A 21,307-nucleotide genomic window follows, 5' to 3' on the forward strand; every position below is an offset into this window, starting at 1 on the left:
GCGACATGGAGAAGACGACGGGGATCAACCGGACACAGTTTCTCGCCGGGGCCGCTGCCGTGGGGGCCGCGGCGCTCCTGCCCTCGGGACGGGCCGACGCGAAGGGACGACGGCACGGACTCACACGCCACGGCGTCGTCTACACCGTCGGCGAGGGCGAGACTCCTGCCACCGCCTGGAACGCCGCCCGCATGCGTGCCGACGTCCGCGCCATCCGTGACGACCTGCACGCCGACACCCTCGACGTCACCGGTGACGGCGTCGAACGCCTCACCGCCACCGCCGCCGAGGCCGCCGAACGCGGGCTGCACGTCTGGCTCCAGCCGACCCTCGGGGACGTCCCGCGGCGGGACATCCTCGACCACCTCGCCGAGTGCGGCCGGTTCGCGGAGCGGCTGCGCCGGCAGGGCGCGAGCGTCGAGCTCAGCGTGGGCTGCGAGTTCTGGCTGTTCGTGCCGGGGATCCTGCCGGGGGACACGGTCCTGGAGCGCGTCGAGAACCGGATGAAGGGCACCTTCGACCCGGTGAGGATGCAGCGCGAGCTGGACCGCTTCACCGCGAAGGCGGCCGAGGTGGGCCGCTCGGTCTTCCACGGCCGCCTCAGCTACGCCGCCGCTCAGGACGACGAGGTCGACTGGAACCTGTTCGACGTGGTCGGCATCGACTACTACTCCTCCTTCCGCCACTCACGGGACTACGTACGGGAGTTGCGCCAGTACGTGCGCTGGGGCAAGCCGGTCGCCATCACCGAGTTCGGCACCTGCACCTTCGTCGGCGCACCCGAGGCGGGCGGTATGGGCTGGAACATCGTCGACTACGACAAGGACCCGCCGGAGATCAAGGGGAACGTCGTTCGCAGCGAGCACACCCAGGCCGTCTACCTCACCGAGCTCCTGGACGTCTTCGAGTCGATGGACCTCTACGCGGCGATGGCCTTCGAGTTCCTCACCGCCGACGCCCCCCACCGCCCCGACGACCCCCGCCACGACCTCGACATGGCGAGCTACGGCATCGCCAAGGCGATCAAGGACCGCCCCGACGACCCGTGTTCGGACTGGCACTGGGAGCCCAAAGAGGCCTTTCACGCGTTGGCCGCACGGTTCACGGGGTGAGCCTCATGAGGAGCCGCGGCTCTCCCGCTCCGAAATACTCGGGGTCGGGGGCACCTTGCGCGACGAACCCGAGGGATCTGTACAGCAAAATGGCCGAGCCGTTGTCGGGCTCGACCGTCAGCCAGATCTTGTGCGCGCCCTCGGACCGTAACCGGCTCAGTATCGCCATCATCAACCGGCGCCCCAGCCCGTTCCTCCGCAACTCGGGGGTGACCCCGAGACTGATGATCCAGCTCAGCGCGTTGTGCGGCGGTGAGGCGAGGACATAGCCGTGCAACCGGAGCTCGCTGTCCTCCACGACGAGCAGGTGGTCGCCCCAGATGTCGAAGTACTGCCTCAGCACAAAGAAGGGATACGGCGCCGAAGGGAAAGCCTCGGCGTCGATGCGGGCGAGCTCGGGGAGATCTTTCTCCTCAACTGCTCTGATCCGCATCCGCTTTTCCCCGGATATAGGAATCATGTGACAATTCATACCCTGGCTGACCGGGTGCATGTGAGCTGGTACATTGAACCATGACCTCGCTCAATGGTGACGTGGCCTGGGATGACTTCAATCCCAGGGAATACAATAGGCGCAACTATCTCTTCAGACACCCGGACGACGAAGAGATCCTTTCTCTGGTTCGCGATCACTTCAGCGATCATTTTCGAAAAAGTTCCGGTCGGGTTGGTTCCGGTATTGACGTGGGGGCCGGTCCGAACCTCTATCCCGCCCTCGCCATGCTTCCCTGGTGCGACAGGATCACCCTCCTCGAACGTTCGCTCGGCAACGTGCGGTACCTCGGAGAGCAGCGCGACTCCTACGACGGCATGTGGGACAAGTTCTGGGACGTCCTGTGCAAGGAGGAGGCGTACCGCGCGCTCGGTGTGGACCCCAGGGTGCGTTTCAGGGAGGCGGTCGATGTCCGGAAGGGCGACATTTTCGACCTTGGTGGCGGAGCGGAGCGCTGGGATCTCGGGACGATGTTCTTCGTCGCCGAGTCGATCACCGAATCGCTCGATCAGTTCCGGCTCGGAGTGGCCTCCTTCATGACGGCCCTCAAGCCCGGCGCGCCCTTTGCCGCCGCTTTTATGGAGAATTCAAAAGGTTATTACGTGGACGGTCGGAAATTTCCCGCGACCAGCATCGGGAAGAGGGGCGTCAGCAGTGCCCTGAAAGGCTACGCGGACGGTGCGAACATTTATCGACTGGGCACTCCGGATGATTTGCGTGAAGGATATACGGGAATGATTGTTGCTTGCGGCCGCCGGAACGGCTGACTGTTTCCTTTCTTCGGTGACGGGTCTGTGTGAGGGGCATGGGGTATGCAGATCAAGCCACGTGAATGTCTTCTCGAAATCTGGCGTTCGGTCGCCCGCCACTCCTTCCGGGACGGCGTGTGGGACTGGGGGGAGTGGGGGCGTCGCAGCAGCGTGGCCGATGCCGAGCGGCTGCTCTGCCTCCTCTACCCGGCCACTGAGATCCCCGCCTTCCGGCTGGACGACCCGGACACCACTCAGCGGGACGTCATGGAAGCCCTGAAGCGGATCGGAGATGCCGCCGATATTCCCGGCGGCATCGTCGGGATCCTGGCCGAGTTCATGGAGGGCCACCGCGGAGGCGACCTCGACCCCACCTTCGCCGGCGGTTACTACTTCGTCCCGGAGGATCCGAGCCAGGAACTCTCCAAGGAACAGCGGGAGTTGGGTGTTGTCGACTCCTATTCGATGTCGGTGACCCTGTGCCTGGCCGCACTGGGCTTCCTCAACATCTATCGCGGCAAAACCCGCCGCGATTCCACCGTCGCCCGGATCGACGAACTCAGAGCGGCCACCAGCCTGCGGCTCACCGCCGCCATGGTCAGTCTGCTGCGCTCCTTCACCGTCAACACCTTCGGCTTCCACTCGCCCCAGGGGCAGGCGCTGTGCCAGCTCGTCGGCCAGGGGCAGCTGTCCGAACGACAGGCTTTCCAGGAGTTCCAGAGGCGGTTCAGGCCGCTGCGTTCCGTCATCAGTGAGAGCGCGGTCCTGGGCCTGGAGCCGGAGACCCGTGAACGCGTCAGCAGTGACGCCCAGTTGTTCGAGTGCGGCTGGGCCTGGAGCCTCGTGAAGGACGCGCCGACCGTCCCGACCGTCGAGGAGATCGGAGTACAGGTCGAAGGCGCCGCCCATCCAGCCCCCCACCTGTACTTCACCGTCGTTGCCCTCGACGGCATCCAGGACCTGTTCTCCGAACGAACCCTCACTCTGGGCCTGCTCAACGCCGAGCAGCAGCGGCTCGCCGAGGCTTTGCGGCTGCGCTGGGAGATCACCCAGCAGTACTGGTCGGGCATCGCCCGCTTCGGTGAGGGCAGCTGGCCGCTGGAGGACATCCCTTGGCGCACCACGGGCGGGCGGGAGCCGGAGTCGGAGTACTTCTCCCTCTCCGTCGCCTCCATCCTCGTGCACGATCTGGTACGCAGGCGGGCCACCGACGACGACCTCGCCCGCACCGTCACCGTGATGGAACGCCTCGCCGAACGCGGCCGGATCACCAGTCGTATGACCACGGGCGACCCGGCCGTCCGCCTCCACAACCCCGGCGTCTTCCTGCCCCTCCAGGGCAGCGAGGTCCTCGGCCCGGCCATGCAGTGGACCATGACCGACTTCTCCGCCCAGCTCCTGAAGCGGACCATCCAGCTCAGTTCCCTGTCCCGCAACGTCGGCTCCCGGGAACGGCTGCTCGGGCTCGGCGAGCGGATCCTCGACCACCTGTGGCAGCGCCGCATCCGAGACGGCGAGGGCGTGGGCCTGTGGGACAACGTCCACGCCGCCTACCCGGAGTCGCCGGACCGGCAGGGCCCGCTGTCCTGGAGCATCACCGAACGCGTCGCCGAATGCATGGTCGCCGCGAACGTCCTCTACACACAGCCCCCGGTCCGAAGCGCCGAACTGGAGGCCTCCGCACGGTCCCTGCTCGGCGAGGCCACCCACCTCCTCGGCAAGGAACAGATGGAACCGGCGCCCGTGCCCACGAGCGAGGAAGGCATGCTGCTCAAGAGCATCGAGGCGGATCTGCGTCGCGCCCGGCACATTCTCGACAGGCAGCCCGGCACCGCCGTCGCGCTGGCCCAGCGCGTGCTCGTGCGCCTCGACTCTCTCGCCCGGGCCCGCGAGAGCAGTACACCGCGGGGGGTGTGAGCCGTGCTCGTCTTCGCCGCCTCCGACAAGGGAGGCACCGGCCGCTCCGTCACCAGCGCCAACCTCGCCTACCATCGCGCCCTCGGCGGCGACGCCGTCTGCTACCTGGACTTCGACTTCGGCTCGCCCACGGCCGCCGCCGTCTTCGACGTACCGGGCGTCACCGACGAGGCCGAGGGCCGTGGCCTGCATTCCTACCTCAAGGGCAAGATCGCCGAGCCGCTCCTCATCGACGTCTGGGGCCGCACCGAACACCCCGTGCTGCGCAGCCGGCCCGGTGGCGCCGGTCGGCTGGTCCTCCTGCCGGGGGACCGCGGCGGCGGCGAGTTCGTCACCGACGAGGACAACCTGCGCCGGTGTGTCGACCTCGTCGTCCGGCTCCACCGCGACTTCGACCTGATCGTGGTCGACCTGAGCGCCGGACGCAGCTACGCCATGGACCTGGTCCTCGCGGCCACCGCTCGTGGCCCGTTGCGCAAGATGCCGACCCGATGGCTGGTCTACCACCGCTGGACCCGGCAGCACGTCTCGGCCGCCGCCGAACTCGTCACCGGAAAACAGGGCCTTCTCAGCGCCGGGGAGGCCATGGGGCACGACCGGAACACCCTCCTCGGCGCCATCCGTTACGTCCGGGCCGCCGTACCCGACCTGGAGTCGCCGGTGTGGGAGAAGGCCCCGCCCGAGCAGTCCCGCTGGATGCGCGAGTGTGACAGTCAACTCGAAGGTCTCGCCGCCCAGTTGGGTATCGGCCGAACCAGGATGCTGGGCTCGGTCCCCCTCGAACCGGTCCTGCAGTGGCACGAACAGCTCATCACCGAAGCCGATGTGCACGACAGCCGGATCGCCAACATCAAGACCTGGAAGGCGCTGGGGGAACTGGCGCAGCGGCTGACCGAGGACAAACACTGGGGGCAGCTGTGACAGCAGCCGGAGCACTCTTCCACGAGGTCAGCGCCGAGACCCACACCGAGGCCGTGCCCTGCTCACATCTCTCCCTGGAACTCGGCCACCTCTACATGGAGGACTTCGCCGAAGGCCCCGAGCGGCTGCGTCGGCACTTCGCCGCGGTCCGCCCCTGGGCCGATGCCGCCCGCGCCTTCGTCGCCGGACTGCCCATGGGCAAGCAGCCGCGGATCAGTACCTGCTTCCTCGTCGACGACTACTTCAGCCGGCTTTCGACCCCCGCCGAACTCGTGCCGCCCCTCCTCGACGCCGCGGACAGCGCCGGCCTGTCCATCGACTACCTGGCCCGCGAGTCGGGCTGCGCGGTCACCGACCCGTCCCGTCCCGACCAAGCGGAACTGGCCGAGTCCGTGCTGAAACGGCTCGTCGAGTCGCCGCCGCCGGGCAGCAGCGGCTTCCGCCCGCCCGTCAGCCTGACCGGCTGGCTCACCAACGGGCGACGCGCACCGGACCGCCGTACCAGCGCCGCCCTGGAGACCACCGGCGTCTGGCAGCCGCCGAGCGAGACCGAGGCACGCGGCCACTCCGTCTTCATGGACGTCGAGTTGTGGTACGAGCGTGAGCAGAGCCGCGTCTGGTCCTGCGCCTTCCTCGCGGCCGTCTGGCAACTGGCCCGCCTCGGCCTGCTGCGCGACGACGGCAGGTCCGTACTGACACCCGCCCAGTGGAACAAGGACGCTTTCCCCGACGACTGGGCCGCCCTGCCGCCCCTCGTCAGGCTCAACCCGTCGGCGGCGCCCTTCTGCGCGTACTACACGTGCAGCGTCCTGCCGACCCGGTTCCTGCCGGTCGAACACGCGGTACGCACCATCCTCGAACAGACCCACGTGGACCCCGCCGCCGTCCGTCAGATCGCCGAACGCTCGGAGGGCGAAGGGCTCACGGTGCCCTCAGGCGTCGTGGAGCGCACCTCCTACGTCTTCCCGCCGGGACTCACGTCATGAGCAGCCCCGAAGACACCATGTGCGGTGAGGTGCGCACCTGTCTGCTGCCGACCCGCCACGCCGTGAACGGCCAGGTCGCCGAGGTGCTGCTCAGGCTGCGCCCCGACGAACGCGTCAGCGTCTCCCAACGGCCCAGTCCTTACGCCGTCTCGCCGGACGTCCTCACGGGAGTGGACTGCCGGCTGCCCACCGCCAACAAGGTCAAGGTCCGCGCTGTGGGCACCGTGGCCACGCGGGCCGTGCTCACCGAGGGCCGGGTGCTTCAGGCGACGGCCTACTTCCGCGCAGCACCCCACGGACCGGACCGGCGCCGGCCCTGGGGGCACTACTTGGTTCGGCCCGGCGTACTCGTCCCCGTCGGGCGGCTGCCCCAGCGGGAGTTGACACAAGGCTTCCTGAAGGGCGGCCAGCCCGGCGAACTGGACATCGGATCCATCGCCGAGGGCCTGCTCACGCACATCTGCCAGGACGACCTGCTCGACCAGGACAGGCCGCTCGCCGCACCTGGTACGCGACTGCGCTGGGCGGCCTCACCGGGCCCGGACGGCGAGCCCGCCCGACTGGTCCGCTTCACTCTCGCCGAACTGGGCGTACGCGCCGTCGAGTTGAGTGTGCCGCCAGGCACCGGGCCACGCGCCGTGGCCGGGCTGTGCGAGGACCTCGCCCTGCACGACTGGCTGCTGACGACAGTCGTCAACGAGCTCGACGGAATACCGCTCGGTTCGATGGGGGGGACCGCCGCCCTGAAGGTGCTGAGCCCCCTCGTCGAACATCTGCTGCACCTGTGGATGCCCAGAGCCCGCGTGGACCGGTCGTTGACCGCCCCGTGGGAGTCCCTCGAACAGGAACCCGGGTTCACCCGGCAGTGGCAGACGCAGGTCCAGCGCATCCGTGACCAACTGGCCCTTCAAGCAGTCCTGTTGCAGAGCAACGCACTGGCCACAAGCTGACCGGGGGAGAAAGAGATGGGTACATCCATAACGACCGTCCAACACGGGCACCGGGAGGACGGCGCTCGGCGACTGCTGCAGAAGTTGCTGGTCACCGTCCTGGTGGGCCTCGTCGTCTACGTCCTCACCGACGTGGTCTCGCCGTCCCAGGAGGAACAGTGGAAGGTGGTCCTGGCCGTCCTGTGCAGCGGCGCCGTGCTGATCGTTCAGTACATGATCACCTTCACCAAGCAGCTGGGTGATCTGGAGGAGGTCGTCGAGCGGCGCTTCACCGACATCGGCGAGGCGACCGAACTTTTCAACCAGGTGCAGAAACTCCGTATGGACGGGGTCCCCACGCTGGCCAAGAGCGTCACCGAGATCATGACGACCGGGCCCGAGATCCTGCACCGGTTCACCCATGCCGAGGTCGAGCGCGTCGCCGAGCAGATGAAGAAACTCGTCAGTCTCAGCACCGCGTGCCCGGGCGAGAACGACGACTGGATGCTGACCCTCACCGACTGTGCGGAAACGAGCATCGACGCCATCAGCACCTCCGTCGACCGGAACTTCTGGGACTCCGAACCCGCGGGCCGTTACCTGGACGCCCAGGCCGAGGCGAAACGGCGGGGCGTGAAGATCCGGCGGTTGTTCATCGTGGACAACCCCGGGGCCGTCGGCTCCCTGGACACCCTCTGCAAGGAGCAGCGGGACCGGGGCATCGACGTGCAGGTGGTGGCCGTACAGCAGCTGCCCTACATCCGGCGGGGCCAGACCATCGACTTCATCATCTTCGACGGTGTGATGACCTACGACATCTCGACGGACCTGATGGGCATGAACCTCGCCACCCGGATCAGCGCCGAGCCGCGTGAGGTCCAGAAGCTGGTCAAGCGGTTCAGGGTGCTGTGGGACGCGAGCCACCCCAGCACCCCCGGCGATCCCTCGCCGAACGGTGCCGGAGCCCCGTCCGCTCAGACGCAGTAGAGGTCCGCGGCCGGCCGCCTGCCCGTGGCCAGGAAGCGGGACACGGTCGCGTCCCCGCACGCGGTGCCGTTGCCGAGGTAGGCGTCGTGGCCGGTGGAGTCGTTGGTGACCATGACGGCACGCCGGCCGAGCGCCTCGCGGAGCTTGAGGGCACCGCTGAGCGGGGTGGCCACGTCCCGTTCGTTCTGCACCATCAGGACGTTGGCGGGACCTCGGCCGGTGACGTGCACCGGCGCCTCCTTCGGCTCCCACGGCCAGGCGGCGCACGGCATCGCGTTCCTCGGCATGCCCCCGGTCAGCGGGTACCTCGCGCGGCTCTCGGCCACGCCCTCGCGGTAGACCGCCGGGTCGCTCGGCCAGTCGGCGTCGTTGCAGATGGTGGCGGCGGCGACCGCGGCGAGGTTCTGCAGGACCGCCTCGGGCGGTCCCGCCGGCGCGGGCGGCACCGTGCCCTGCTGCGCGGCGAGGATCAGCTTGGCGAGGGCCGGATAGTCGTCCGGGTCGTAGAAGGAGTCGAGCATCGACTGGCGCAGGACGTTGCCGTTGAGCTCCGCCGGGTTGGCGCCCGGCCAGGGGATCGGCTCGCGGTCGAGGCGGGCGGCGAGGCGCAGGAAGAGCGGGCGGACCTCGGCGGCCGTGTCGGCGAGACGGTCCGGATTGCCGGGTGCGGAGGCCCACTTGGCGAACTCCGGGAAGGTGTCCTCGGCGCCCCGCTCGAACGCGGCCAGCCAGGCGCGTTCCGCGAGGACGGGGTCCGGGTGGTCGTTGCTGTCCAGGACGACGCGGTCGGTGCGCTGCGGGAACAACTGGAGGTAGGCGGCGCCGACATAGGTGCCGTAGGACACGCCCCAGGCGGACACCTTGCGCTCGCCGAGCGCGGCGCGCACACGGTCGAGGTCGCGGGCCTCGTTGAGGGTGGTGATGTGCCGGATGAGCTCGCCGCCGTTGCGCGCGCAGGCGTCGGAGATGCGCCGGCCCGCGGCCATGGTCGCGTCGACGGAGCCGTCCGGAGCGGGCCAGGGCAGCAGGGTCGTGCGGGCCAGGTCCCGCTGTTCGAGCCCGCAGTCGACGGCCGTCGAGGGGGCCATCCCGCGCGGCGCGAACCCGATCAGGTCATAGGCGTCCCGCACGGACTGCGGCAGCTTCTGCCCCTTCTCCGACGGGTCGTTCATGCTGTCACCGCCGGGTCCGCCGGGGATCAGCAGCAGGGCACCGCGCCGGGCGTCCGGATTCTCGCTGCGGATACGGGAGACGGCGATCTCGATCTGCGGGCCGTCCGGGGCGGCGTAGTCCATGGGCACGGAGACGGTCGCGCACCGCTGACGCGGATCGAGACCACTGCCCTCGCACTGGGTCCACTTCAGCGCCTGGGCGCCGGAGGAGGCGGAGGCGGACAGCGGGGTCAGGACACCGAAGACGACACCCGAGGCGGCGGCGATCAGGGCGAGGCTTTTCGTCATCTGCTTCATGGCAGGAGCCTCGCGGATCAACCGCCATGATCCCATCCGGTCAACTGCCGTATGCCCAGGGGGGTTTACCCCCCTCGAGTCCTGGGGCCCTCAGGGGCGGCGGCCGACCGTCACCGGGCACACCGACGACCACGGCTCCCGCGTAGGCGAGAATGGGCTCATGAGTCTGTTCCGCTACGACGGCATCGCGCCGCGCGCCCCATGGGGAGGCGTGCGATGAGTCTCTTCCGGGACGACGGGGTCGTGCTGCGGACGCAGAAGCTGGGGGAAGCGGACCGGATCATCACGCTGCTCACGCGCGGGCACGGGCGGGTGCGGGCCGTGGCCAGGGGGGTGCGGCGGACCAAGTCGAAGTTCGGGGCGCGGCTGGAGCCCTTCTCGCATGTCGACGTGCAGTTCTTCTCGCGGGGGAGCGAGCTGGTGGGGCGCGGGCTGCCGCTGTGCACGCAGAGCGAGACCATCGCTCCGTACGGTGGCGGGATCGTCTCCGACTACGCCCGGTACACCGCCGGGACGGCCATGCTGGAGACCGCGGAGCGGTTCACCGACCACGAGGGCGAGCCGGCTGTGCAGCAGTACCTGCTGCTCGTCGGTGCCCTGCGCACCCTCGCCCGGGGCGAGCACGCGCCGCACCTCGTGCTCGACGCGTTCCTGCTGCGCTCCCTCGCCGTCAACGGCTACGCGCCCAGCTTCAGCGACTGCGCGAAGTGCGGCATGACCGGGCCGAACCGGTTCTTCTCCGTGGCCGCCGGAGGCTCTGTCTGCGTGGACTGCCGGGTGCCCGGCAGCGTCGTACCGTCGCCGCAGACCCTGGAACTCCTCGCCGCGCTGCTTACGGGAGACTGGGAGACCGCGGACGCGAGCGAGCCGCGGCACGTCCGGGAGGGCAGCGGGCTGGTGTCCGCCTACCTGCACTGGCATCTGGAACGCGGGCTCAGATCGCTGCGTTACGTAGAGAAGCAACCCTGAGAGGGAGACGAGAACCACCATGGTCGTACGCGGGATCCTCGGTCGTCAGCGCCGTGAGTACAGGACGCCGGAGCCGCACCCGTCCGGTGCCCGCGCGCCGAAGCTCCCCGGTGAGCTGATCCCCGAGCATGTGGCGATCGTCATGGACGGGAACGGCCGGTGGGCCAAGGAGCGCGGGCTGCCCAGGACGGAAGGGCACAAGGTCGGCGCCGAGCGGGTGCTGGACGTGCTCCAGGGCGCCATCGAGGCCGGCGTGAAGAACATCTCGCTGTACGCCTTCTCCACCGAGAACTGGAAGCGCTCGCCCGACGAGGTCCGCTTCCTCATGAACTTCAACCGGGACTTCATCCGCAAGACCCGCGACCAGCTCGACGAGCTCGGTATCCGGGTGCGCTGGGTGGGCCGGATGCCCAAGCTGTGGAAGTCCGTGGCCAAGGAGCTCCAGGTCGCCCAGGAGCAGACCAAGGGCAACGACAAACTGACCCTGTACTTCTGCATGAACTACGGCGGCCGGGCCGAGATCGCCGATGCCGCGCAGGCCCTCGCCGAGGACGTGAAGGCGGGCCGGCTCGACCCCTCCAAGGTCAACGAGAAGACCCTCGCGAAGTACCTGTACTACCCGGACATGCCCGACGTGGACCTGTTCCTGCGGCCCAGCGGCGAGCAGCGCACCTCCAACTACCTGCTCTGGCAGAGCGCCTACGCCGAGATGGTCTTCCAGGACGTCCTGTGGCCCGATTTCGACCGCCGTGATCTGTGGCGGGCGTGTGTCGAGTTCGCCTCCCGGGACCGGCGCTTCGGCGGAGCCGTCCCGAACGAGGAGCTGCTCGCCATGGAGGAAGCGATGAAGGGCGAGCCGGAGAACTGACCTCCGACCCGCCCGTCGTCGTCGTTCAGGGGATCAGCTCGTCGTCACCGCCGTGTCGTCGATCACGAAGCTGGTCTGGAGCGAGGAGTCCTCGACGCCGGTGAACTTCAGGGCGACCGTCTGACCGGCGAAGGCCGACAGGCTGAAGGACTTCTGGACGTATCCGGAGGCCGCGTTCAGGTTCGAGTACGTGGCCAGGGTCGTCGACCCGGCGGTCACCGTCAGCTTGTCGTACTGCGTGCTGGTGGTGGTCTCCGCGGTGTCGACGTGCAGGTAGAAGGTGAACGTCGTTCCCGTGCAGCCGCTCGGGATCGTCACCGACTGGGAGAGCGTGTCGGTGTGGGTGGAGCCGTAGCCGTCCAGCCAGGCCTTGTACGAGCCGGTGCGGGCGGCCTGGCTGCTGGAGTTGGTGATCACCCCGCTGCTCGCGGTCCAGGTGGTGCTGCCCGACTCGAAGCCCTGGTTGCCCAGCAGCTGGGAGGAGGTGCAGCTGCCGCCGCCCGACGAGCTCACCGTCCAGGTGAAGGACGCCGTACCGGTGGCTCCGGTGCTGTCGGTCACCGTGACCGTGGTGCTGTAGCTGCCGGCCGTGGTCGGGGTGCCGGAGATCAGCCCCGTGGAGCTGCTGATCGACAGACCGGTCGGCAGTCCGGTCGCGGAGTAAGTCGGTGAGCCGCTGTTGGTGGAACTGGCCGAGACCTGAAGGGATACGGCGGTCCCGACCGTGGTGGACTGGCTGCCCGGGTTGGTCACCGTCACACCGGTCGACGGCACGGTGATGTGGCTGCCGACGTTGATGCCCGCGAAGGCGTTGCCGACCCCGGCGTACTGCGCCGAGCCGGCGCCGTACAGCGACGCGGCGGCGTTCAGCGCGGCGGTCCGGGCCCCGGCGTAGTTGGTGCTGGACGTCATGTACGTCGTCAGCGCCTTGTACCAGATCTGCAGGGCGGCGGCCCGGCCGATGCCGGCGACGGCGACCCCGTCGGACGTGGTGCTGTTGTACGTGACCCCGTTGATGGTCTTGGTGCCGCTGCCCTCGGAGAGCAGGTAGAACATGTGGTTCGCGGGCCCGGACGAGTAGTGCACGTCGAGGTTGCCGACCCCCGAGTACCAGCTGTCGGCCGAGCCGCCGTCCTTGCTCGGCTTGTCCATGTACCGCAGCGGCGTGCCGTCGCCGTTGATGTCGATCTTCTCGCCGATGAGGTAGTCGCCGACGTCGGAGGAGTTCGCCGCGTAGAACTCCACTCCGGTGCCGAAGATGTCGGAGGTCGCCTCGTTCAGGCCCCCCGACTCACCGGTGTAGTCGAGGCCGGCGGTGTTGGAGGTGACGCCGTGGCTCATCTCGTGACCGGCCACGTCCAGTGAGGTCAGCGCGTGGGTGCCGCCGGAGCCGTCGCCGTAGGTCATGCAGAAGCAGTCGTCGTCCCAGAAGGCGTTGACGTACGACGAGCTGTAGTGGACGCGGCTGTACGCGGCGACACCGTCGTTCTTGATGCCGCTGCGGCCGAAGGTGTTCTTGTAGAAGTCCCAGGTCTCCTGGGCGCCGTAGTGGGCGTCGACACCGGCGGTCTGGGTGTTGGAGCCGGAACCGGTGCCCCAGACGTCGTCGGTGTCGGTCATCAGGGTGCCGGTGCCCGACGTGCCGTTGTTGAGGCTGTACGTCTTGTGGCCGCCGCGCGAGGTGTCGTACAGCTGGTACGTCGAACCGGACAGCGTGGTGCCCATGGTCACCGTGCCGCTGTACTGGCTGGTGCCGGTGCCGGTCTCGACGCCCTCGAAGCGGGAGAGCTCGGCGCCGGTCGTGGCGTCGGTGACGACGTGCAGCTTGCTGGGCGTGCCGTCGTCCTGGAAGCCGGAGACCACCGTCTCCCACGCGAGCTTCGGCGTGCCCGAGCCCGCCCAGATCACCTTGCGGGCACTCTGTGCGGCGGGGTTCTCGGCGTCGAGCGCCTTGGCGGTCCTCAGCGCCTTGGTCTCGGCGGACGCCTTGCTGTACGCGGCGGTCGTGGACCTGACCGAGACGGTACGGCGGTTGTTGTTGAAGGTGGTGCTGAGCGTGCCCGTCGCCTGGGCGGCCGGGGGCGTGTGCACGACCAGGTCGCCGCCGAGGACGGGAAGACCGTCGTAGGTGCGCTCGTAGCGGGTGTGGAGGGTGCCGTCGTTGTCCTTGACGACGTCCTTGACGACCAGCTTCTCCTTGGCGCCGAGGCCGAGGGAGTCGGCGGTCGCGCCGGTCCTGCCCGACGCGCTCTTGATCAGCGCCGTGCGCTGGGCCGGGGAGAGCTTCGCCTCCAGGCCTCCGGCGCGCAGGGGGCTGGGGTGGGGGGCTGCGGGCTTCGCGGTCGCGGGGACCGTCTGGATCCCTACGGCGAGCAGTGATGCGGCGGCGACCAGGGACGCGGCGGCGGCCGATCTTCGGGGGGAGGGTCTCACTCGTACTCCTACTGCGACAGGGGTGGAGGTGCCGTGCGGGAACTGCGTGAGAGCTGGGGGGAGCGTGGCACTGTTGACCCGTCCATGTCATGCAAAGGAGGCCGAGTCAAGGGTTAACCCTCGGCTCGGCTGTGAGGTCCTTGTGTGTCAGCCCTGGGCGGCCGCGCAGTCCGCGCAGGTGCCGAAGATCTCCACGGTGTGCGCCACGTTGACGTATCCGTGCTCGGCGGCGATCGCGTCGGCCCACTTCTCGACGGCCGGTCCCTCGACCTCCACCGCCTTGCCGCAGACCCGGCAGACCAGGTGGTGGTGGTGCTCGCCGCTGGAGCAGCGGCGGTAGACGGACTCGCCGTCGGAGGTGCGCAGGACGTCGACCTCGCCCGCGTCGGCGAGGTTCTGGAGGGTGCGGTAGACCGTGGTCAGACCGACGGCGTCACCCTTGTGCTTGAGCATGTCGTGCAGTTCCTGTGCGCTGCGGAACTCGTCGACCTCGTCGAGGGCCGCCGCCACGGCGGCCCGCTGCCGGGTCGAGCGGCCCTTCACGGGCGGTCCTGCGGTCGTCACGGGTTCCTCCTTCGTTCGGCGCCTGCCGGGCCATTGTGCCAGCCCGGCCTGTGCCGGGTCAGACGCCGATCGTGCCGTCCGACTCCCGACTGGCCGGAATCGCACACTCCGCGGGGTCCGGGGCGGGTTGCGCGGCCGCGGCCGCCCGGGCCCGTCGCCTGGCCAGCGGGGTGGCAAGGCCCGTCAGCACGATGAACGCCCCGATGGTCAGCAGCACGATCGTCGCGCCGGGCGGCACGTCCTGGTAGTACGAGGTCACGGTGCCACCGATCGTCACCGTCACGCCGATCGCCACCGCGACCGCGAAGGTCGCCGCGAAGCTCCGGGTGAGCTGCTGCGCCGCCGCCACCGGCACCACCATCAGCGCGCTCACCAGCAGCAGCCCGACCACGCGCATCGCCACGGTCACCGTCACCGCGGCCGTGACCGCGGTCAGCAGGTTGAGCGCGCGCACCGGGAGACCGGTGACCCGCGCGAACTCCTCGTCCTGGCTGACCGCGAACAACTGCCGGCGCAGACCGAGGGTGACGAGCACCACGAACGCGGCGAGCAGACAGATCGCCGTCACGTCGGACTGCGAGACCGTCGAGAGCGAACCGAAGAGGTAGGACGTCAGGTTGGCGTTGGAGCCGCCGGGCGCGAGGTTGATGAACATCACGCCGCCGGCCATACCGCCGTAGAAGAGCATCGCGAGGGCGATGTCACCCCGCGTCCTGCCGTACCAGCGGATCAGCTCCATGAGGACCGCGCCGAGGACCGAGACGAGGGTCGCCATCCACACCGGTGACCAGGAGAGCAGGAATCCGAGACCGACGCCGGTCATCGCGACATGGCCGATGCCGTCGCCCATGAGGGCCTGGCGGCGCTGGACGAGGTAGATGCCGACGGCGGGGGCGGTGACGCCGACCAGGACGGCGGCGAGCAGCGCCCGCTGCATGAAGGCGTAGTCGAGGAAGTCCATCAGCTCAGCAGTCCCGTGCGGATCGGCTCGTGGTCGTGGGGGTGGACGTGGTCGTGGCCCGGCAGGGCGTGCTGGCCGACGGCTCGCGGGGGCGGTCCGTCGTGCTGGACGCAGCCGTCGCGCAGGACGACCGCCCGGTCGATCAGGGGCTCCAGCGGGCCGAGTTCGTGCAGCACGAGCAGCACCGTGGTGCCCTGGGCGACCTGTTCGCCGAGCGTCCGGGCCAGCACCTCCTGGCTGGCCAGGTCCACGCCCGCCATCGGCTCGTCCATGATCAGCAGTTCGGGTTCGGCGGCGAGCGCGCGGGCGATCAGCACCCGCTGGTGCTGGCCCCCGGAGAGGGCATTGACGGAGTCCTTCGCGCGGTCCGCCATGCCGACCAGCTCCAGGGCCCGGCGCACGGCTTCCTTGTCGGCCTTGCGGAGCACACCGAAGCGGGCGCGGGACAGGCGCCCGGAGGAGACGATCTCGGTGACGGTCGCCGGGACGCCGCCCGCGGCGGTGGTGCGCTGCGGGACGTACCCGACCCGCGCCCAGTCCCCGAACCGCCCGCGCGGGGTGCCGAAGAGGTCGATCTCCCCTGCCGACAGGGGCACTTGGCCGATGATCGTGCGGATCGCGGTGGACTTGCCGGAGCCGTTGGCGCCGAGCAGCGCGACGACCTCACCGCGGTGCACGGTGACGTCGATGCCGCGCAGGACGGGCCGCGAGCCCAGGTCGGCGCGGACTCCGCGCAGCGCGATGACGGGCTCGGTCATGCCGTCCTCCGGTGTCATTTCGCTCCCAGGGCGCTCTGCAGCGCCTTGAGGTTGGCTTCCTGGACCGCGAAGTAGTCCTTGCCGCGGGACTTGGCGGTGATGCCCTCGATGGGGTCGAGGACGTCCGTCTTCAGTCCGGCGTCGGAGGCGATGGTCTTCGCGGTCTTGTCGCTGACGAGCGTCTCGTAGAACACGGTCGTGACGCCGTCGGCCTTCGCCATCTTCTCAAGGTCCTTGACGCGGTCGGCGCTGGGCTCGGACTCGGGGTCGAGGCCGTTGATGGCCTCCTCGGTGAGGCCGTAGCGCTCGGCGAGGTAGCCGAAGGCGGCGTGTGTGGTGACGAAGACCTTGGTGTCGGTGTTCCTGAGCCCGGTCTCGAACTCGGTGTTCAGGGCGTCGAGCCTCTTCACGAGAGCCGCGGTGCGTGCCTTGTAGTCGGCCGCGTGGTCCGGGTCGGCCTTCTCGAAGGCCTTGCCGACGCCTTCGGCGACCTGGGCGTAGCGCACCGGGTCGAGCCAGATGTGGGGGTCGAGACCCTTGAGTTCGCCGTTCGCGTGGTCGTCGTGTTCGGCCGCGTGGCCGCCGACCTCGTTGCCGTGCTTCTCCAGCTCGGTGAGGGAGGAGGCGTCGATCTTGGTCTTGATCTCGGACTGGCTCACCGCGTCGTCGACGGAGGGCTGGAGGTTCTTGAGGTAGAGCACCGCGTCGGACTCCTGGAGCTGCGCGGTCTGCTTGGCGCTGATCTCCAGGTCGTGCGGCTCCTGACCGGGCTCGGTCAGGCTGGTGACGCTCACATGGTCGCCGCCGATCTGCTCGGCGAGGAAGGCCATCGGGTAGAAGGACGCGACGACGTCGAACTTGCCGGTGTCGCCCGCGGCGGCGCTGTCGGTGGAGCAGGCGGAGAGGCCGGCGAGGGCAGCGGCCACGGCGACCGTGGGTATGAGGTGGCGTCGTACGTTCATGACAGTCATTTTCATCAAATATGGAAACCGTTGTCAACAAACGGGCTGAGCGGCACCGATTTGATTGGGGGGCAGCCTCCGCCGGTAACCTGAGGCATTCGCTCTGAAGCACTGCTCCGTAGAGATTGCTTCGTCGCCCGTCGTCGTAATGAAGAGAGCACCGTGGCCGCCGACAAGATCGACACCATCGTCAGCCTGAGCAAGCGCCGTGGCTTCGTATTCCCCTGCAGTGAGATCTACGGTGGCCAGAAGGCCGCCTGGGACTACGGACCGCTGGGTGTCGAGCTCAAGGAGAACCTGAAGCGCCAGTGGTGGCGTTACATGGTGACGTCCCGCGAGGACGTGGTCGGTATCGACTCGTCCGTGATCCTGGCCCCCGAGGTCTGGGTCGCGTCCGGTCACGTCGCCACCTTCTCCGACCCGCTCACCGAGTGCACCTCCTGCCACAAGCGGTTCCGCGCGGACCACCTGATCGAGGCCTACGAGGCCAAGCACAAGCGCGAGCCGGAGAACGGCCTGGCGGACATCAACTGCCCCAACTGCGGCAACAAGGGCCAGTTCACCGAGCCGAAGCAGTTCTCGGGTCTGCTCTCCACCCACCTCGGGCCGACGCAGGACACCGGTTCCATCGCCTACCTGCGCCCCGAGACCGCCCAGGGCATCTTCACCAACTTCGCCCAGGTGCAGGTCGCTTCGCGCAAGAAGCCGCCGTTCGGCATCGCGCAGATGGGCAAGTCCTTCCGCAACGAGATCACGCCCGGCAACTTCATCTTCCGCACCCGCGAGTTCGAGCAGATGGAGATGGAGTTCTTCGTCAAGCCGGGCGAGGACGAGAAGTGGCAGGAGTACTGGATGGAGCAGCGCTGGAACTGGTACACGGGCCTGGGTCTCCGCGAGGAGAACATGCGCTGGTACGAGCACCCGGCCGAGAAGCTCTCGCACTACTCCAAGCGCACCGCCGACATCGAGTACCGCTTCCAGTTCGGCGGCAACGAGTGGGGTGAGCTGGAGGGCGTGGCCAACCGCACCGACTACGACCTCGGCGCCCACTCCAAGGCCTCCGGCCAGGACCTCGCCTACTACGACCAGGAGGCCGGCGAGCGCTGGACGCCGTACGTCATCGAGCCCGCGGCGGGTGTCGGCCGCGCGATGCTGGCGTTCCTGCTCGACGCGTACGTCGAGGACGAGGCGCCCAACGCCAAGGGCAAGCTGGAGAAGCGCACGGTGCTGCGCCTCGACCACCGCCTGGCCCCGGTGAAGGTCGCGGTCCTCCCGCTCTCCCGCAACGCCGAGCTGTCCCCGAAGGCCAAGGGTCTCGCCCAGGCGCTGCGCCAGAACTGGAACATCGAGTTCGACGACGCCGGTGCCATCGGCCGCCGTTACCGGCGCCAGGACGAGATCGGCACGCCGTACTGCGTGACGGTCGACTTCGACACGCTCGAGGACAACGCCGTGACGGTCCGCGAGCGGGACTCCATGAAGCAGGAGCGGGTGTCTCTCGACCAGATCGAGGGGTACCTGGCCGGGCGTCTCGTCGGCTGCTAGCTCCACCCGTTGCTCTTTGGCCCCCGATACAGGCCTCGCTTTGGCCCTGTGTCGGGGGCCGTTCCGTGTCCAGGCTGGCCCCATGAGCCTCGCCTTTCTCCTCACCACCCTCGTCGTGGTCGCCACTCCCGGCACCGGAGTCGTCTACACGCTCGCCGCCGGGCTCTCCCGCGGTCCTCGCGCCGGCGTCGTCGCCGCGTTCGCCTGCACGCTCGGGATCGTGCCGCACGTCCTCGCCACCGTCACCGGCCTCGCCGCACTGCTGAACGCGAGCGCGGTGGCGTTCCAGGCGGTGAAGTACGCCGGGGTCGCCTACCTCCTGTACATGGCCTGGGCGACCGTGCGGGACACGGAGGTGATCGAGGTCGACCGGGGTGGCGCGCCCGTCTCCGCGGCACGCGTGATCGCCCGGGGGGTGCTGATCAACCTCCTCAACCCGAAGCTGACGATCTTCTTCTTCGCGTTCCTGCCCCAGTTCGTGAGCCCGACCGAGCCGCACGCCCTGCCGCGCATGCTCGTGCTGAGCGGGGTCTTCATGCTCGCGACCTTCGTGGTCTTCGCCGCCTACGGGGTGCTCGCGGCCTCGGTCCGCAGCCATGTGACCTCCCGGCCCCGGGTCATGGCCTGGCTGCGGCGGAGCTTCGCGGCGTCCTTCGTGCTGCTCGGAGCCAAGCTGGCCACGACCGACGCGTGACCGCACATGACAGATGACAGCTGACAGATATTGAAATCTGTCAGCTGTCATGGCACGCTGGACGCCATGACGATGCGAACCCGAACCCTCGGAACCACCGGCCCCCAGGTCTCCGCCCTCGGCCTCGGCTGCATGGGCATGTCCGGCATGTACGGCGAGACGGACCGCGCGGAGTCGATCGCCACCCTCCACGCCGCCCTGGAGGCCGGCGTCACCCTGCTGGACACCGGCGACTTCTACGGCATGGGCCACAACGAACTGCTGATCAACGAGGCACTGCGCACCGCTCCGGCCGCCCTGCGCGAGAACGCGCTGCTCAGCGTGAAGTTCGGCTCCCTGCGCGACCCGGACGGCGCCTGGTCCGGCTTCGACGGCCGCCCCGCCGCCGTGAAGAACTTCGCCGCGTACTCCCTCCAGCGCCTCGGTGTCGACCACATCGACGTCTACCGGCCCTCCCGGCTCGACCCGCAGGTGCCGATCGAGGAGACCGTCGGTGCGATCGCCGAACTGGTGGAGAAGGGCTGGGTCCGGCACATCGGGCTCAGCGAGGTCGGCGCCGACACCATCCGCCGGGCCGCCGCCACCGCCCCGATCGCCGACCTCCAGATCGAGTACGCCCTCATATCCCGTGGTCCCGAGCGGGAGATCCTGCCCACCGTGCGCGAGCTGGGCATCTCCGTCACCGCGTACGGAGTGCTCTCGCGCGGGTTGATCTCCGGCCACCTCACGGCCGACCGGCGGCTCGCCGCGAACGACTTCCGCGCCCACTCGCCCCGCTTCCAGGGCGAGAACCTCCAGCACAACCTCACGCTGGTCGAGTCCCTGCGTAAGATCGCCGAACAGAAGGGCGTCACGGTCGCGCAGATCGCCATCGCCTGGGTGCTCTCGCAAGGTGACGACATCGTGCCGCTGGTCGGCGCGAGGACCCGCGAACGGCTCGGCGAGGCACTCGGCGCCCTGGACGTGACCCTGGACGCCGCCGACCTCGCGGCCATCGAGGGCGCCGTACCGGCGGACGCGGCGGCCGGCCAGCGGTACGCGGCCCCGCTGATGGCCATGCTCGACAGCGAACGGTGAACACCGTGCCAGGTACGGTCTAGGCATGCCCCCGAGCACCGAGACCCTGACCGCCGAGCGCATCCTCGAAGCCACCGAGGAGGTGCTGCGCCGCCACGGCCCGGCCAAGGCCACCGTGGTCGACGTGGCCCGCGCGCTCGGCGTCAGCCATGGCAGCGTCTACCGGCACTTCCGGACGAAGGCGGCGCTGCGGGAGGCGGTGACGAAGCGGTGGCTGGACCGGACGACGGGGGTGCTGGCCGGAATCGTCGAGGCGGACCGTGACCCGGAGGCCCGGCTGCGGGAGTGGCTCGCAGCGCTCTTCGAGGCCAAGCGCCGCAAGGCGGGCGACGATCCGGAACTGTTCGCCACGTACACGGTGCTGACCGGTGAGAACGTCGAGGCGGTCGTCGAGCACCTCACCGAGCTGACCGACCAGCTGACCCGCGTCGTCCAGGACGGCATCGACGCGGGCACCTTCACCGTCACCGCCCCGGCCACCACGGCCCTGGCCCTCTTCCAGGCCACCGCCCGCTTCCACGACCCCGGCTATGCCGGTGAGTGGGAAAAACCGGGCGCGGAAGAGGAGTTCACCGCCCTGCTGGACCTGCTGGTACGCGGCCTGAAGGCCTGAGGGCCGCTACGTCTGCGACCGGTCCACCGTCGCCCGGTGTTCCTCCGCCAGGTGTTCCTCCGCCTTCAGCCAGGGCAGGAACTGCGCTCCCTTGCGCCAGCCGCAGGTGTCACATCTGATCGTGCGTTGCGCGCCCTTGCGCTGCACCTGGACCACGTGTTCGCGGCCGTGCTCGTCCCAGCGGCTCACCCTGCTCGTGTTGATCTGCAACATGTGCCTCGCCTCCGGCTAGGAGTGTGCAGCAAGAACAACATCAACAGCAGTATCTTCACGCGGCGTTCGCGAGGACTTGAGCCAGGC

General features: G+C 69.0%; 21 protein-coding genes. 13 read left to right on the plus strand and 8 right to left on the minus strand.

Annotated elements, in window-relative coordinates; all coding sequences use genetic code 11:
• Positions 1–5 precede the first annotated feature (5 nt).
• Positions 6–1,112 (plus strand): abortive phage infection protein, encoded by a 1,107-nt coding sequence (locus OG841_RS30915; RefSeq protein WP_371567344.1) that lies wholly within the window; start codon positions 6–8, stop codon positions 1,110–1,112.
• On the opposite strand, the gene OG841_RS30920 is transcribed toward OG841_RS30915, so the two are convergent.
• Entirely contained in the window at positions 1,102–1,545 is a 444-nt protein-coding gene (locus tag OG841_RS30920; RefSeq protein ID WP_328638522.1) for a GNAT family N-acetyltransferase, read from the minus strand. The genes OG841_RS30915 and OG841_RS30920 overlap by 11 nt on opposite strands.
• An 80-nt stretch (positions 1,546–1,625) precedes the next feature.
• Between OG841_RS30920 and OG841_RS30925 the strand changes: the two genes are divergently transcribed.
• The 6 genes from OG841_RS30925 to OG841_RS30950 are packed head-to-tail and all read left to right on the plus strand — an operon-like array spanning position 1,626 to position 8,094.
• Positions 1,626–2,372, plus strand: a complete 747-nt coding sequence (locus tag OG841_RS30925; RefSeq protein ID WP_328638521.1) for an SCO2525 family SAM-dependent methyltransferase — start codon at positions 1,626–1,628, stop codon at positions 2,370–2,372.
• A gap of 45 nt (positions 2,373–2,417) precedes the next feature.
• Complete coding sequence (locus OG841_RS30930) at positions 2,418–4,271, plus strand: SCO2524 family protein (RefSeq protein ID WP_328638520.1); 1,854 nt, start codon at positions 2,418–2,420, stop codon at positions 4,269–4,271.
• Positions 4,272–4,274: 3 nt separating this feature from the next.
• A complete protein-coding gene (locus OG841_RS30935) occupies positions 4,275–5,192 on the plus strand; it encodes an SCO2523 family variant P-loop protein (RefSeq protein WP_371567347.1) in 918 nt (305 codons plus the stop codon).
• Positions 5,189–6,178 (plus strand): SCO2522 family protein, encoded by a 990-nt coding sequence (locus tag OG841_RS30940; RefSeq protein WP_371567349.1) that lies wholly within the window; start codon positions 5,189–5,191, stop codon positions 6,176–6,178. The genes OG841_RS30935 and OG841_RS30940 overlap by 4 nt, the downstream gene beginning before the upstream one ends.
• Positions 6,175–7,128 carry an SCO2521 family protein gene (locus OG841_RS30945; RefSeq protein WP_371567351.1) on the plus strand — a complete coding sequence of 318 codons (954 nt, stop codon included), beginning with the start codon at positions 6,175–6,177 and terminating at the stop codon, positions 7,126–7,128. Before OG841_RS30940 ends, OG841_RS30945 begins: the two co-directional genes overlap by 4 nt.
• Before the next feature lie 15 nt (positions 7,129–7,143).
• Positions 7,144–8,094, plus strand: coding sequence for a DUF6879 family protein (locus OG841_RS30950; RefSeq protein WP_328638516.1), 951 nt, complete (start codon positions 7,144–7,146; stop codon positions 8,092–8,094).
• Here OG841_RS30950 and OG841_RS30955 read toward each other — a convergent pair.
• Entirely contained in the window at positions 8,082–9,563 is a 1,482-nt protein-coding gene (locus OG841_RS30955; protein WP_371567354.1) for an alpha/beta hydrolase, read from the minus strand. The two genes, OG841_RS30950 and OG841_RS30955, sit on opposite strands and share 13 nt — an antisense overlap.
• Before the next feature lie 216 nt (positions 9,564–9,779).
• Between OG841_RS30955 and recO the strand changes: the two genes are divergently transcribed.
• Both recO and OG841_RS30965 read left to right on the plus strand, forming a co-directional pair.
• Positions 9,780–10,532 carry a DNA repair protein RecO gene (gene recO / locus OG841_RS30960; protein ID WP_069759073.1) on the plus strand — a complete coding sequence of 251 codons (753 nt, stop codon included), beginning with the start codon at positions 9,780–9,782 and terminating at the stop codon, positions 10,530–10,532.
• Positions 10,533–10,551: 19 nt separating this feature from the next.
• Entirely contained in the window at positions 10,552–11,400 is an 849-nt protein-coding gene (locus tag OG841_RS30965; protein ID WP_371567356.1) for an isoprenyl transferase, read from the plus strand.
• 33 nt (positions 11,401–11,433) lie between these two features.
• Here the strand turns inward: OG841_RS30965 and OG841_RS30970 are convergent, their stop codons facing one another.
• From OG841_RS30970 to OG841_RS30990, 5 genes are all read right to left on the minus strand, one after another.
• The gene (locus OG841_RS30970) at positions 11,434–13,833 is read right to left on the minus strand and encodes a M4 family metallopeptidase (RefSeq protein WP_371567358.1); all 2,400 of its coding nucleotides are present in this window, start codon (positions 13,831–13,833) and stop codon (positions 11,434–11,436) included.
• A 147-nt stretch (positions 13,834–13,980) separates the two neighbouring features.
• Complete coding sequence (locus OG841_RS30975; RefSeq protein WP_371567360.1) at positions 13,981–14,397, minus strand: Fur family transcriptional regulator; 417 nt, start codon at positions 14,395–14,397, stop codon at positions 13,981–13,983.
• 58 nt (positions 14,398–14,455) lie between these two features.
• Positions 14,456–15,358 carry a metal ABC transporter permease gene (locus tag OG841_RS30980; protein WP_328638512.1) on the minus strand — a complete coding sequence of 301 codons (903 nt, stop codon included), beginning with the start codon at positions 15,356–15,358 and terminating at the stop codon, positions 14,456–14,458.
• On the minus strand, positions 15,358–16,134 hold the full coding sequence (locus tag OG841_RS30985) for a metal ABC transporter ATP-binding protein (RefSeq protein WP_328638511.1): 777 nt from the start codon (positions 16,132–16,134) through the stop codon (positions 15,358–15,360). The genes OG841_RS30980 and OG841_RS30985 overlap by 1 nt, the downstream gene beginning before the upstream one ends.
• A complete protein-coding gene (locus tag OG841_RS30990; protein WP_328638510.1) occupies positions 16,131–17,078 on the minus strand; it encodes a metal ABC transporter substrate-binding protein in 948 nt (315 codons plus the stop codon). The genes OG841_RS30985 and OG841_RS30990 overlap by 4 nt, the downstream gene beginning before the upstream one ends.
• A 162-nt stretch (positions 17,079–17,240) precedes the next feature.
• Here OG841_RS30990 and OG841_RS30995 point away from each other — a divergent pair, with 162 nt between their 5' ends.
• The 4 genes from OG841_RS30995 (at position 17,241) to OG841_RS31010 (ending at position 21,007) form a co-directional block, all read left to right on the plus strand.
• Positions 17,241–18,623 carry a glycine--tRNA ligase gene (locus OG841_RS30995; RefSeq protein ID WP_057615743.1) on the plus strand — a complete coding sequence of 461 codons (1,383 nt, stop codon included), beginning with the start codon at positions 17,241–17,243 and terminating at the stop codon, positions 18,621–18,623.
• 82 nt (positions 18,624–18,705) lie between these two features.
• Positions 18,706–19,317, plus strand: coding sequence for a LysE family translocator (locus OG841_RS31000; RefSeq protein WP_328638509.1), 612 nt, complete (start codon positions 18,706–18,708; stop codon positions 19,315–19,317).
• Positions 19,318–19,383: 66 nt separating this feature from the next.
• Positions 19,384–20,394, plus strand: coding sequence for an aldo/keto reductase (locus tag OG841_RS31005; protein ID WP_328638508.1), 1,011 nt, complete (start codon positions 19,384–19,386; stop codon positions 20,392–20,394).
• A gap of 25 nt (positions 20,395–20,419) precedes the next feature.
• Entirely contained in the window at positions 20,420–21,007 is a 588-nt protein-coding gene (locus OG841_RS31010) for a TetR family transcriptional regulator (protein ID WP_062043107.1), read from the plus strand.
• 6 nt (positions 21,008–21,013) lie between these two features.
• Here OG841_RS31010 and OG841_RS31015 read toward each other — a convergent pair whose 3' ends face one another.
• Positions 21,014–21,220 carry a hypothetical protein gene (locus OG841_RS31015; RefSeq protein WP_371567365.1) on the minus strand — a complete coding sequence of 69 codons (207 nt, stop codon included), beginning with the start codon at positions 21,218–21,220 and terminating at the stop codon, positions 21,014–21,016.
• Between the last annotated feature and the right edge of the window lie 87 nt (positions 21,221–21,307).

The organism is Streptomyces canus, assembly GCF_041435015.1.
GTDB lineage: Bacteria > Actinomycetota > Actinomycetes > Streptomycetales > Streptomycetaceae > Streptomyces > Streptomyces canus_G.

Coding starts and splice junctions, on each gene's coding strand:
- OG841_RS30915 (WP_371567344.1), top strand. CDS start 6: ATGGAGAAGACGACGGGGATCAACCGGACACAGTTTCTCGCCGGGGCC.
- OG841_RS30920 (WP_328638522.1), bottom strand. CDS start 1,545: ATGCGGATCAGAGCAGTTGAGGAGAAAGATCTCCCCGAGCTCGCCCGC.
- OG841_RS30925 (WP_328638521.1), top strand. CDS start 1,626: ATGACCTCGCTCAATGGTGACGTGGCCTGGGATGACTTCAATCCCAGG.
- OG841_RS30930 (WP_328638520.1), top strand. CDS start 2,418: ATGCAGATCAAGCCACGTGAATGTCTTCTCGAAATCTGGCGTTCGGTC.
- OG841_RS30945 (WP_371567351.1), top strand. CDS start 6,175: ATGAGCAGCCCCGAAGACACCATGTGCGGTGAGGTGCGCACCTGTCTG.
- OG841_RS30950 (WP_328638516.1), top strand. CDS start 7,144: ATGGGTACATCCATAACGACCGTCCAACACGGGCACCGGGAGGACGGC.
- OG841_RS30955 (WP_371567354.1), bottom strand. CDS start 9,563: ATGAAGCAGATGACGAAAAGCCTCGCCCTGATCGCCGCCGCCTCGGGT.
- recO (WP_069759073.1), top strand. CDS start 9,780: ATGAGTCTCTTCCGGGACGACGGGGTCGTGCTGCGGACGCAGAAGCTG.
- OG841_RS30965 (WP_371567356.1), top strand. CDS start 10,552: ATGGTCGTACGCGGGATCCTCGGTCGTCAGCGCCGTGAGTACAGGACG.
- OG841_RS30980 (WP_328638512.1), bottom strand. CDS start 15,358: ATGGACTTCCTCGACTACGCCTTCATGCAGCGGGCGCTGCTCGCCGCC.
- OG841_RS30985 (WP_328638511.1), bottom strand. CDS start 16,134: ATGACACCGGAGGACGGCATGACCGAGCCCGTCATCGCGCTGCGCGGA.
- OG841_RS30990 (WP_328638510.1), bottom strand. CDS start 17,078: ATGAACGTACGACGCCACCTCATACCCACGGTCGCCGTGGCCGCTGCC.
- OG841_RS31000 (WP_328638509.1), top strand. CDS start 18,706: ATGAGCCTCGCCTTTCTCCTCACCACCCTCGTCGTGGTCGCCACTCCC.
- OG841_RS31005 (WP_328638508.1), top strand. CDS start 19,384: ATGACGATGCGAACCCGAACCCTCGGAACCACCGGCCCCCAGGTCTCC.
- OG841_RS31010 (WP_062043107.1), top strand. CDS start 20,420: ATGCCCCCGAGCACCGAGACCCTGACCGCCGAGCGCATCCTCGAAGCC.
- OG841_RS31015 (WP_371567365.1), bottom strand. CDS start 21,220: ATGTTGCAGATCAACACGAGCAGGGTGAGCCGCTGGGACGAGCACGGC.